The 12,437-nt window shown below is 45.1% G+C and carries 12 protein-coding genes; 2 read left to right on the top strand and 10 right to left on the bottom strand.

Annotated elements, in window-relative coordinates; genetic code table 11:
* Window positions 1-224: 224 nt before the first annotated feature.
* Genes AB6E51_RS19355 through AB6E51_RS19335 form a run of 5 tightly spaced genes read right to left on the bottom strand, consistent with a single transcriptional unit; the run spans window position 225 to window position 6,633 of the window.
* Window positions 225-683, bottom strand: a complete 459-nt coding sequence (locus AB6E51_RS19355; protein WP_372058211.1) for a hypothetical protein — start codon at window positions 681-683, stop codon at window positions 225-227.
* Window positions 680-2,665, bottom strand: a complete 1,986-nt coding sequence (locus AB6E51_RS19350; RefSeq protein ID WP_372058212.1) for a hypothetical protein — start codon at window positions 2,663-2,665, stop codon at window positions 680-682. Before AB6E51_RS19350 ends, AB6E51_RS19355 begins: the two co-directional genes overlap by 4 nt.
* 4 nt (window positions 2,666-2,669) lie before the next feature.
* Window positions 2,670-4,532: a hypothetical protein gene (locus AB6E51_RS19345; protein ID WP_372058213.1), complete on the bottom strand. Its 1,863-nt coding sequence runs from the start codon at window positions 4,530-4,532 to the stop codon at window positions 2,670-2,672.
* A complete protein-coding gene (locus AB6E51_RS19340) occupies window positions 4,529-6,124 on the bottom strand; it encodes a tyrosine-type recombinase/integrase (protein WP_372058214.1) in 1,596 nt (531 codons plus the stop codon). The genes AB6E51_RS19345 and AB6E51_RS19340 overlap by 4 nt, the downstream gene beginning before the upstream one ends.
* A 56-nt stretch (window positions 6,125-6,180) precedes the next feature.
* Complete coding sequence (locus tag AB6E51_RS19335; protein WP_372058215.1) at window positions 6,181-6,633, bottom strand: YcgN family cysteine cluster protein; 453 nt, start codon at window positions 6,631-6,633, stop codon at window positions 6,181-6,183.
* Window positions 6,634-6,792: 159 nt separating this feature from the next.
* Here AB6E51_RS19335 and AB6E51_RS19330 point away from each other — a divergent pair, with 159 nt between their 5' ends.
* Window positions 6,793-7,041, top strand: coding sequence for a YkgJ family cysteine cluster protein (locus AB6E51_RS19330; RefSeq protein WP_004734153.1), 249 nt, complete (start codon window positions 6,793-6,795; stop codon window positions 7,039-7,041).
* Between the two features lie 93 nt (window positions 7,042-7,134).
* The gene (gene aqpZ / locus AB6E51_RS19325) at window positions 7,135-7,824 is read left to right on the top strand and encodes an aquaporin Z (RefSeq protein ID WP_372058216.1); all 690 of its coding nucleotides are present in this window, start codon (window positions 7,135-7,137) and stop codon (window positions 7,822-7,824) included.
* 66 nt (window positions 7,825-7,890) lie between these two features.
* Here the strand turns inward: aqpZ and recR are convergent, their stop codons facing one another.
* From recR to AB6E51_RS19300, 5 genes are all read right to left on the bottom strand, one after another.
* Window positions 7,891-8,490 carry a recombination mediator RecR gene (gene recR, locus AB6E51_RS19320; protein WP_019823189.1) on the bottom strand — a complete coding sequence of 200 codons (600 nt, stop codon included), beginning with the start codon at window positions 8,488-8,490 and terminating at the stop codon, window positions 7,891-7,893.
* 78 nt (window positions 8,491-8,568) lie between these two features.
* The gene (locus tag AB6E51_RS19315) at window positions 8,569-8,898 is read right to left on the bottom strand and encodes a YbaB/EbfC family nucleoid-associated protein (protein ID WP_017062338.1); all 330 of its coding nucleotides are present in this window, start codon (window positions 8,896-8,898) and stop codon (window positions 8,569-8,571) included.
* Between the two features lie 152 nt (window positions 8,899-9,050).
* Window positions 9,051-11,267, bottom strand: coding sequence for a DNA polymerase III subunit gamma/tau (gene dnaX / locus AB6E51_RS19310; RefSeq protein ID WP_372058217.1), 2,217 nt, complete (start codon window positions 11,265-11,267; stop codon window positions 9,051-9,053).
* Between the two features lie 18 nt (window positions 11,268-11,285).
* Window positions 11,286-11,831: an adenine phosphoribosyltransferase gene (apt, locus tag AB6E51_RS19305; protein WP_017062340.1), complete on the bottom strand. Its 546-nt coding sequence runs from the start codon at window positions 11,829-11,831 to the stop codon at window positions 11,286-11,288.
* A 161-nt stretch (window positions 11,832-11,992) separates the two neighbouring features.
* Window positions 11,993-12,364 carry a YbaN family protein gene (locus tag AB6E51_RS19300; protein WP_029223120.1) on the bottom strand — a complete coding sequence of 124 codons (372 nt, stop codon included), beginning with the start codon at window positions 12,362-12,364 and terminating at the stop codon, window positions 11,993-11,995.
* Between the last annotated feature and the right edge of the window lie 73 nt (window positions 12,365-12,437).

Here is a 12,437-nt window from a genome sequence, read left to right as displayed (position 1 = left end):
GCCATTGTGAACTTCAAAATTTCCTAGTAACTTGAATCTCACTCCGTTGAAATGTATCGGTCATCCGTTGGGTGCTGTATATGCCTATGTAAGCACACAAAAAGCATTACGCTAAGTAAGTCAAACTTGATTGTCGTGACGTGGGCAACTAATGGCTTTAGCTCATTTTGGAGCAGAAACGTCTTACGTCTTTTATCCGATTGCACTTTGCGCGTGAAAGCGCGTTACTTGATTGCTGTCACAACTGAGTTTTCATCCAATAACTCTTGTTGCAGGTCAAACACCCTGAAACGAAGCCTAGCGTTCTCCGCCTCTAACTGTTTTCGGGCCTCAATTGCGTTGTTTCGTTGAATCCTGTATTTATCTTTAAGCTCATTAGCTTTTTTTAATTCGTGCTTGAGCCTATCAAGCTCAGACAAAGGGACATCTAGCTCAATATCTAAGCCTGTTGTCATCGCCTTATCGCGGTTGTGGTTGTATTCATCGATAACAGGTTTGGCGTAGGCCACGAACTCTTTAAACTTATGTACATAGCTGTTGCCAAGTTGGGCTTCATTATTGATTCGGTTCAACGTCAGCTTGCCAGTCGCCTTAACATGAAGCGGCTTGCCATCTAATAAGCGCTGAAATGCATTGACCAGTAACCCTTCTGCCTTGCAGGTTGCCTTATACTCAACTTTCATGACCATACCGCCTTAATATCATCATTGAAGCCATCAAGTGGGATGCTGTGTTTGACCAATGTAGGTTCAATGGACTGAATCTTCTTTTTTCTGGCATCCAGAATCAACTCATTGGCATAATCACCCATATCATTGATTGCTCGGAACGAAGCAATGAGGTTGTCCCGCTCCCTTGAAAGCCTTTTAGCCGCTTTATCAGTGATTACCTTATGCTCACAGGGGGCTTCAACAATATCCATCAGTGAGCAAAGGCGCTCACAATTACGGTTGGTGCAGTACCCCCCAGTAGGAAGCAACACAATGGATTTATCACCAGACCTTACCAAAGCGAGCAACTCACTTCGGGACATAACAATTTCTTCCCCCTGTGCTAGCCGCTCTGCTTTATTTTGGGCTATGCGCTCGCCTTCAGCACCACTTAAGGTATCGGATACATTGTAAATCTCATCCCATGCGTCCACTGCTGAGTTTTCAATGGCTTCATCAAATTCACTCATTAACTTTGTATCCATCAGCAGTTGGTTGATACGCGCCAGCTCGGAATAATTCGCGTACCAGTTGGACATATTAATATTGCGGTGTTTAAGTTGGTATTTTACTGTAAGCGCATTGCCCAGTCGGTTTTTCACCATAAAGACCACAAAACTCCTTCGTAAGTCATGTGAACTAAGCTTTGGTAAACCGCCTCCAATCTTTAAACTTCCTGCTCGCTCTGGATTTAACAGGTCGAATTCGTCAACGTCTTCGGCGGTCGCAGTAATGTTGAACTCTTTCATATTCAATGCATCACCAGCCCCGTCAATACTGTATTTTAGCGATGCTTTATTTATGAGCGCTTCACTGCCATAAGGGATGTCAGAAGAAATAAAGGCACTTTCAAGGTCTTGTTTCTTTGCATTATATTGGTCTTTGGTTAACAGACCATGTTGAAAACCGTCATCCAGTCGTTCTAAACTGTATTTTCTCGCGGCTTGCGTGGCGTCATAAGCTAGCTCCAGTGCCAGCTTTGCGATAGGGGCAGTATTCCACGTCGTATAAATTCTTTCACCCTTATTTCCCTTTGTCGAAAACCCTGAGACCTTGGGCACAGTAGCTAATGTATCGTCATAGCTCTCTTTGTTCATGGAGAGCAGCTCTTCCTTTCGGGCGGCGGAGAATAAGCCGACACAGATAAAGCACATTCTGAGCATTGTTCCTAACCAATTTCCTTTCCTGTTAAACGAAAAATTAGGAATGGCTTTCCGTTCAGGCCACTTGCTTGTTTTGCGTGACATCCTGTTTCTTAATGCCTTCATTTGATTATCGGTTAAGGTACTTACACCGAGTGCTTTTAGCTCAGCGTTGAACATTTCATCCTGATAGGTGTATAGCTTTTCCATCGTCTCTGAAATCTGGTGACGATATGGGTGATAGGTTTCTACAAACTCAACAACCGTTTTTAAAATACTGACGTGAATAGCCTCAGGAAATGCGATGGCTTGACCATCGTCCTCCGTATAAGGGTTAACCCACTTGATAGACTCCCGTTTATGGACATAACGCGTTACAAGGCCCGCTTTATTCAGTGCATTAACCGTTGAAGCAAAGCTTCGGCACGTACTTTCATTGCCAACCCCATGCAATGTTTTACTACATCTCATCCACTCTCGTTCACTCGAAAGCAAGCTGAAGTCACTCTTTCCCCAGCGTGTTGCGATGGTGTTTAATGTATCCCTTCTCTTTATCAACGAGCCGACAGCTACATGGGAATTGGAGTTTGACTTTTTCTTTTGCCATTGCATCAGCGCATAAAGATAAGACTGAATATCCTGACGGTACTTTTCGTCAATATGCCCAAAAGAAACTGTTTTTTTATTCTGGTTCAGGGCGTGGAAATCCCACTTTGCATCAAAGACACGAGAAACACCTTTCCCGTCAGAGTCAAACGTCACATACGGGTTTTCAGCAAGTTCTTGGCGAAGCTGTATAAGCTTTTCAGACATAAAATTACCCCTTAAAGAATTGGCTTGCGCTAGCTCGGTCTTGATAAAGCGGGTGGTACTCACCGTCATCCACTTTTTGTTTTGCTAGAGCGTAGTTTTTAGGTGCTTTCTGTTTCAGCCTGAGAAGGACTTTTTTCAACATCCCCTCCACCACAAAATACTCATCCTTCGGTGCGGAATTACTTGCCACCATCTCTTTGAGGTCTTCAATTTGCTCTAAAAATGACAGCATCAACCAGATATCATTTTCTGACGCCACCAATTTATGACTGTCGCAATCAAAGCAAGCAAGAAAATCCGTGCAACGCCCCGTATCTTTCGAAAAATCGATGCCCAACTGATTCATGCGCCTTGCTTCCGCAATAAGCTTCTCTGGTGTTGCCCCTGCGCATTTGATGCCACTGGGCGTTGTCATTAATGGCTGCTCTTTGCTTTTACGGGTACGCAAATTCTTATAATCATAATCTGACAAAATATCGCTGCGCATCGCCTTTGCGTCCTCGATGGCTTTACCAATCTCCTCGCCCTTGGCAACAGCGTATTGTGCGTCCATCGTGGCATTAAGGTTGTTATCATGGTCTGCCTGAACACCACTAGAGTAGCGTTGGGCGACAACATTTATTTCATTATTCAGCCCCTGTGACACAAGGAAGACATCTTCAGTGACTCGCATCAGTACATCAGATTTTGTCGCCCTGAATCGGCTTGTATTAACCGTTAAGCCAGTTATCTTCTCAAGCTGAGTATTGATGTAGCCAATATTTGAACCATGGTTATTGAATGTCCAAACCTCACCATTGCTATTGAAGAAAGGGCAAAGCGGCAGTTCATTTGACAGCGGGATACCCAGTGATTGGTACATCACTTTAGACGTTTTAAGCCATCGAGTAACCAGCTCCTTGGTTCGCTGGCTAAAGCCAGCGCTATTATCCAAACTCTTATAACCCGCCCTGAACTTTTCTCCGTCAAAAACAAACCGCCCACTGCCAATGCTTTTAAATGAAACGTCCTTATGCTGTACATTAGCGAGCACCGATCTATTCATGCCTGTCAGCATTGAGAACACGAAAAACCAATTGCGTGATGCATGGTTATAAAATACCTGCCGATTAAGTCGTTCAAATGAAAGCGAGGCGTCCTTTAGGTTTGCAGGCATGGGTTTCATGCACTTCTTGAAGCCCTTTTTCTTGTCTGCACCTTGCCTTAATGTCCAGCCATTACGCTTTGCTTGTTCATCAAACCGCTCTTCATCAAAGAACGGATGAATATCTAGCAACTCATTGTTCTCAATCGCTTCCTGAAAGGCCAGTGCGCCTTTAACCAATACCCTTGATAATGGTTTCAGCTCTGTTTCCACATGAAACGCTTTATTTGCAGCCAAAGGGTGTGATCCAACTTCTGGCAGCATCTTAAGGTCAGCTTCTCTGTTCCAGAGCCTTAATAACAAAGATAAGGCACTTTTAATCCCAGAGGCTTTCGATACCTGCACACCTTTTTCGCGTAATTTATTGAAGTGCTTTAAGCAATCAATCATGACGGCATTAGTAAAAAGGTCACCGTGATAACCAATGCCGTCAAGATATTGGAAGTAGTTAACAAGCCCAGAAAAATAACTTCTCTTTGATTCATTTTCAGGTAAGGGATTTAGCCGTTGGTGAATGTCCCTGACGATATCATCCCGATTCGCTAGCACGCCACTCCCTGATTTTATTTGCTTTACTGTCGGCACGTTACGGTAGCGCAGGCGGTCAGTGTGGGATTTTTGTCGATTGCCACAATCTAAAACCATATCTTCAAAGCGAAGTGGGATAACAGGTGCGCTCGGTTTATTAAGTGCTATTTTGGTACGCTTACGCCCTTGCTTCATACTGCCGCCTCCAAGTCATCAAAAGCGCCAATATAGTCCAGTACGTCCTCGTAGATTTCATCGGCAGAGGGCATATCCTGTGCAATTTTCAGGTATTCCATCGTCGTCGCCCTATCTTCATGGCCTAGCAACACTGACACCCTATCCAATGCATCATCGGGTGTGATTGACGGGTTGCCATGCTCATCCTTTTTATTTAAAAGGTGGCGGAATATATTCACGGCAAATGTTGAACGCAGATTATGTATAGAGCCGACAATAGGCTGGTCAAGACCTTGGGTTAGGTTTGCAGTTTTACGTATTTCCACCCAGCGCCCAGTAAAGTCTTGTAGTCTGGTATACATGGGCTTCCCGGACTGGGTAATAAACAGGTATTCCAGTTCGGGGTTAATGGCATCATCACCCTCAAAGAAATGCGTATTCCCTGCCTCAGCCTGCTCCTTGCACCATGCTTTGAATTTCTCAAGGCGCTTTTGATACCTATCAGACTGCGAGTAATCGTAAAGCATCTTCATCAATGTGGCGGGGATAATGGTTTCGCGGCTTTTATTCTTCTCTGCGAAGCCCTCAGCAGTCTTTGTTAGTGATTGGTACTTATCTCCGACACCCAAATCCATCACAGGCTTTTTAAACACCTCTTTGCCGTCCTGAATCATGATTTCGGGGTTAACTATCTGTCCCAAATGAAGGCTCGCGGCTTCCTCACGGCGTAACCCCGTATTACGGCAAATCATTGGGTGCAGACAAAACTCAATCGGCAGAGAATGCAGTTTATTATTGTCACCATGACGAACCACCCTGCGGGACTTCATTAATATTGCTTGCAGGATGTTCCATTCATTATTGGTAAACGGTTTTAAGTCACGGCGTAGGTTGCTGAGGTTTGTGCCGCCACTACGAGATGACTTAGAAAACTTAATCCGCATATCCGTCGTGTGCACCTGCTTACGTTGGTAAGCTTTCATACTAGATGCAGACGCCTCGTAATGGATATTCACTGTCTCAAACTGGAAGGGAGGATTATTAAAGCGGATACCTTGGCGAAGGCAGTGTTTATAGAAACCAACGACACTACTCATATATTGCCTAGCCGTTGTTTTAGCCAATACACCACCAATAGCGAGCTGCTTGATTCCATCCCGATATTGGTAAGTTAACCGCTCTTGCTTGTTACGAGGAAAAGCGCTCCATTCTGGGCGGGGGTCATCATAGAGAGGGTAAAAGTCCCCTCCATAGTATTCAGCATCCCACTCTGCCTGTTTGTCCAGTATGAAGCTGAAGTAATGGGCAAGCCCCTGTGCATCTGTACCAAGCTCAAGCACCCCATCATCGATTGCTTTCGACAATAGGAACTCATTGACCATGTTTATTGGCTGGTAGCTGATTAGGTTGTCTTTGTCGTCATACCCAGCGATATAGAGTAAGGGGAGTTTCTTGATTGGGAACGTATTACCATTGGCACGGTAGGTAACCTGAGGTTCGCCATTCTCATCAATGGATACCAATGGTTTCTCGTAAACGAAGTTAGGGATAGATGAAATCTCTACCTCTTTTCGTATGACCTTTTTCTGATTTTCATCGTTATCTGACATACTAAACCTCATACTGTACATACAATCAGTATATACGGCATTCTCAACTTAGAAAGTTAATTATGAGGTTTTAGTCTATCAGGTAAGTTTTGGATGTGATCTTCCCAATCGACAACATCGATTTCGTATACCACTTTGTTACGAACGCTTTCACCTGCTGCATGCATCTCTGTTTTTGATCCGGTGATCAACGGGTGCCATTCAGGAATCGGCTTAGATTCTGATAAAAGGCGGTAAGCACAAGTGTCTGGTAGCCAATGGAATTCATGAATCTTGTCACGAGTCAGCTTCAAACACTCTTCACCTGAAGTGAAACGGTTCGGGTAGTCTTTACACGAACATGTTTTGTCGTTTAACCAGCTGCACGCCACATTGGTGTAATACACTTCATCACTATCTTCATCCATTAATTTATGTAGGCAGCACTTACCGCAACCGTCACAAAGTGATTCCCACTCATTCTCGGTCATTTGCTCTAGTGTCTTTTCTTGCCAAAATGGATTCGTCATAGAATTACTTCTTACTCTTTTACTGGGGTGCGTGTTATACCGTTAGCCCATAAAAAGTTCAAGGATAAAAATTGTTCATTCTGTGATCCAATCAATAGCTGTCACTCCCATTATTTTTTGCTACTATCGCGCACCCTGTTATTTAGTGAGTTTAATTTGATGGAATGTCGCCTAGGTTGTGGAGCTTGTTGTATCGCTCCAAGTATTACATCTGCTATTCCTGGAATGCCTAATGGTAAGCCTGCTGGTGTGCGTTGCATTCAATTAAATGAGCAAGATCTCTGCAAATTATTTGGTCAACCTTCACGCCCGAAGGTATGTCACCAATTCAAAGCCTGCCCTATCATCTGTGGTAAAACAGACCAAGAAGCGCTTGATAACCTTATTGAGCTCGAAGCAATAACTTAACAATACTTTTCTTCTTATATATGCCCAAGATTTCACAACTTTGATAGAACTAAACTATCTTATTGATACTGGTAAAGATTAATAAGGATAGTTATGAATAGGTATATCGCAGAAATATTCGGTACATTTTGGTTGGTGTTAGGTGGTTGTGGTAGTGCCGTCTTAGCCGCTGCTTTTCCCGATGTAGGTATCGGCTTACTCGGGGTTTCCCTCGCGTTTGGTTTAACCGTACTCACCATGGCTTTTGCTATTGGCCATATATCCGGCTGTCATCTCAACCCTGCTGTTACAATTGGTCTTTGGAGCGGTGGCCGCTTTGATGCCAAAGACGTCGCACCTTACATTATTGCCCAGGTCATTGGCGGTATTATCGCGGGTGGAGTGTTATTTGTGATTGCTTCAGGCCAAGCAGGTTTCGACGCTGCGGCATCTGGCTTTGCTTCAAATGGTTACGGTGAACACTCACCGGGCGGCTACTCACTAACTGCTGCACTGGTCTGTGAAGTAGTCATGACCATGGTGTTCCTATTCGTGATAATGGGCGCAACTGATTCAAAAGCGACTGCTGGGTTTGCACCCATTGCGATTGGTCTCTGTTTGACCTTGATTCACCTTATCAGTATTCCTGTAACCAACACCTCTGTGAACCCTGCTCGAAGTACCGGCGTGGCTGTATTTGTCGGTGATTGGGCCGTTTCGCAATTATGGCTATTCTGGGTTGCACCGATTATTGGTGCCGTGATTGGCGCGATGATATACAAAGCGGTAAGAGGTTCAGATTAAGCGCTGAAAAACGTCTAAAGCAATAAAAGAAAAAGCCGCTTAGTGATGATTCACCAAGCGGCTTGTTTAGATCTTATGACGACCGAGTAAGGAGTGCGAAAGCGTGGTGCCATCCACCAGCTCTAGCTCACCACCAACGGGAACACCATGAGCGATACGACTAGCGTTCACTTCATGGGCATTACATAGCTCAGCAATGTAATGCGCTGTTGCTTCCCCTTCAACTGTTGGGTTAGTCGCTAGGATTACTTCAGAGATATCACCACGACGCAGGCGGTAGTCCAAAACATCGAGACCGATGTCACTTGGACCAATACCATCAAGTGGTGAAAGGTGACCCATCAATACAAAGTAACGACCTGAATATTGGCCAGTTGCTTCGATAGCTGCAATGTCTGCAGGGCTCTCTACTACACAGATTTGACCATTTTCCTGACGTTTAGGATTGGTACAAATGTGGCAAGTATCTTCTTCAGTAAAAGTACGGCACTCATTACAGTGACCAATTTCGGTCATTGCTTGGCTAAGAGCTTCAGCCAATTGTAGGCCGCCTTTTCTATCGCGCTGTAACAAATGAAAGGCCATACGCTGCGCCGACTTGGGGCCAACCCCAGGTAGACAACGTAAGGCCTCCATCAAATGCTCCAGCATATGACTGGTACGCATATTTAACCGTTCTAATGTTCAAGTAATAGCCTGTTCAACACAAACCACCACCTGAATTAACCTTTAAGAATAAGTTACTTAGAAAGGCATCTTCATACCTGGTGGAAGTTGCATTCCGCCAGTTACGCTAGCCATTTTCTCTTTTTGAGTTTCTTCAACGCGACGAGCCGCATCGTTGAAAGCAGCAGCGATAAGATCTTCAAGCATCTCTTTATCGTCTTCCATTAGGCTTTCATCGATATCAACACGGCGAACGCTGTGGCTACCAGTGATCGTTACTTTTACAAGGCCAGCACCTGACTCACCTGTAACTTCCATATTTGCGATTTCTTCTTGAAGCTTTTGCATGCGCTCTTGCATTTGCTGGGCTTGCTTCATCATGTTGCCCATACCGCCTTTACCAAACATGTTAATACTCTCTGGTCTAATTGGTTTATTAAAATTAATTAAGCTATACGAGCTTAAATGGGGGTTAAAACAGTGTGATTCAACCCCTCGATGTTCAGTTCTCAGATTTGCTTATCTGGGATGATATGCCGGTCACTAAACAAGAAAACGTTCTAGATAGGACGAACGCTGTCTCTGTCGAGTTCAGCGGCAAAACGTCTTTCAATGAACTGTACGTTGGCATCGTTTTCTAAAGCGGTAAACGCGTCTTTCAACTTACCTTGGTACAACCTTTCTCGTAATTCTAGCGGCGTTTCTCCACCATCACCGATTTCAACACTCAAATGACACTCTTCTCCAAGCACAGTATTGAGAGACTGCAATAATTCACTCTGTGCACGGTCCGTATTCAAGTGAGCTTGGCTCGCTCTCAACGTTAAAGTGATTGATGTGTCGTTTTTAGCAAACACTGAGTTCAATGCTAACTGTTCAACAAGCTTGGCTGTCTCTAGCTTTTGAATCGTGGCGGACCATTCATCTTGAGCAATCGACTCTTGAAGCAATTTGTCGACCATTTCTGGTGTCTTAATATGCTCTAACGCACGCTTGATCTGAGTAGGTGTAAGCTCTTTGCTCACCTCTTTCACTACAGGTTTAGACGGTTTCCAGCGATAAGGTTCATTATCGTTGGTCACATTTTCTGTCGAAGAGGCTGATAAAGAAGCTGGCGACACCCGCTCAGAACCACCGTGTTGCTGAGCAACTCGATCAAGAACTGAAGTTTTAGCTGGTGTCGCTTTAGCCTTTTTTGGCGCCGAGCCTTTGTTTTCTGTTGCCGAACTGCCTCTACGTTGAGAACGTAATTGGTGGCGTAAACCACTCATAGGCGAAGTTGCACGCGCTGGCTGCTCTTGCGGAGCAGAAGGTGCAGCGCTTGGCTGTTGAACCGGACTCTGGTTTTGATAATTCGTTTGTTGCTGCTGAGGCTGCTCTGCACCGTAGCTTGGACGCTCATCATAAGCAGGAGGCGCGTCATACTGGCTATGCGGGTAATCCTGCTCAGGATAACCTTGGTTGCCTGAATGTTCAGCGTAACCTTGCGAATCTGAATACTGTGCTGGAGTCTGTTGCACGGGTGGTGGCTGCATAGCTTGCTGTTGAGGCGCCTGTTGTTGCATCTGAGGCTGTCTCGGAGCTGCCATTGGCGCAGGTTGACTCACTGACTGAGCAACGTTCTGAGCTTGAGCTGCTGGAACTGGCGCTGGGCTTGCCAACTGAGTCGAGATTGCCGTAGCAACCGCTTGTTCAGCTGGTCTAAATGCCAACATGCGTAAAACCACCATCTCAATACCAACGCGAGCGGTTGGCGACAATGGTAAGTCTTCACGACCTTTCAATACGATCTGGTAGTAGAGTTGAATGTCTTGTGGGCTAAGCGCTTTGCTCAGTAGTTCAAGCTTCTCAGCGTCAGGCTGTGCCTTATCTAATGTAGATGGCAAAGCTTGGAACATCGCAAGACGATGCAGTTGGGCCGCAAGCTGATTCAGCAAACCATCCCACTCAACACCGTTCTCAGCAAGGCTTTGGATACACGCCATCGCTTGCTGTGGCTGCTTACTGCTAATCGCTTCAAGCAAGTGGATAGCTTGGTCGGTATCCAGTGTTCCGAGCATGTGAGCAACAGTATCTGTTACGACATTGCCATTACCCAATGCGATAGCTTGGTCTGTAAGGCTTAGTGCATCACGCATACTGCCATCAGCAGCATGAGCAATCATTCCAAGCGCACGAGACTCAGACGTCACATCTTCTTGTTCAAGAATATGATCGAGCTGCTCGTGAATATTATCAACGCTGATCGGCTTAAGGTGGAACTGCAAACAACGCGACAAGATAGTCACTGGAAGCTTCTGTGGATCCGTTGTTGCGAGCAAGAATTTCACATACTCAGGCGGCTCTTCTAAGGTCTTTAGAAGCGCATTAAAGCTGTGCCTAGAAAGCATGTGGACTTCATCGATTAGGTAAACCTTGAAGCGACCACGTGCAGGCTTGTACTGAACATTGTCCAGAAGCTCGCGGGTATCTTCTACCTTAGTACGTGATGCCGCATCAATCTCAAGTAGGTCAACAAAGCGACCTTCATCGATTTCTTTACAGGTTGCACATTCACCACAAGGTGTTGAGGTAATGCCTGTTTCACAGTTGAGCCCTTTAGCAAACAAACGGCCGATGGTCGTTTTACCGACACCTCGTGTACCGCTGAACAGGTATGCATGGTGCAACCTGTTCTGGCTAAGGGCATTCTCTAATGCTGTTAAAACATGGGCTTGACCAACCACTTCTTTGAATTTGGTTGGTCGCCATTTTCGCGCTAACGCAAGATAGCTCATGAATAATTCCGAAAAGGATTAGTGACCGTCGAATTCGCAGATGCTAAACACTTCTAGACCTAAGCCTTGTAAGCGCTTGTCACCACCGATTTCTGGAAGGTTAATAACAAATGCAGCGTGTTCTACCACACCACCAAGCTGACGAATCAACTTTGTTGTTGCTTCAATCGTACCGCCCGTTGCTAGCAAATCATCAACCATCAACACTTTATCGCCTTCAACGATAGCATCAGTATGGATTTCTAGAGTGTCGGTGCCGTACTCAAGCTCATAAGATTGTGCCACAGTTTGACGAGGCAGCTTGCCCGGCTTACGAACAGGAATGAAGCCAACACCTAGCTCAAGTGCCAAAGGCGCACCAAATAGGAAACCACGAGCTTCAGTACCAACGATCTTAGTAAAGCCCATGTCCTTGTATGTTTCCGCTAGCAGGTCGATAGTCGCTTTGTAAGCTACTGGATCTTCCATCAAGCTTGTTACGTCACGGAACAAAATACCCGCTTTAGGGTAATCAGGAATGCTTTTGATGCTTGCTTTGATCAGAGAGATTTTTTCTGTGTTCATAATCTTATGCACTTCATTAGGCCGCTTTCCAAACTCTCGTTAACGAATCAAACATCAACGCTCGGAATTAAGGAAAGGTACGATTGGTATTCATTGCAACGAGAGTCATAACTCTGATTGCTGAAATAATAAACGCCCGCTATACAAGCAGGCACACTGGCTTAATGGTAGTGATTTTCTTTGCTGTCAGCAACCAACTCATGGGTTGGAAGTCGCATAAACCATGTGAGAAGAATAACAAGTACACAAATTAGGAAAGCCTTGACCCAAATGATAGGGGCAAAGTAGATGGATAACGCAAAACTCAACAAGATAAAGAATACGCCACGCGTTTTAACTTGTTTGGTGACGGCACCGTGTTGATACCAATTGTTCAGCAAAGGACCCAGCGTTTTGTGCTCATGCATCCATTTATGAACTTTCGGATTGCTTCGCATGAAGCATGCGCTGGCAAGAAGGAGAAAAGGAGTGGTTGGCAGAACGGGCAAAGCTATCCCTAGAACTGCGAGAAATATACAAAGGCCACCAGCAATATTGAGGCTTAAAACTCGAACGCTAATTGTGGCCTCCTTGAGTTAGCTATCACCAATCGGCGACGACAGCTTA

This window comes from Vibrio sp. 10N.247.311.47 (assembly GCF_041467535.1).
GTDB classification, from domain to species: domain Bacteria; phylum Pseudomonadota; class Gammaproteobacteria; order Enterobacterales; family Vibrionaceae; genus Vibrio; species Vibrio crassostreae_C.
This window is presented reverse-complemented; position numbering and strand designations above follow the sequence as displayed.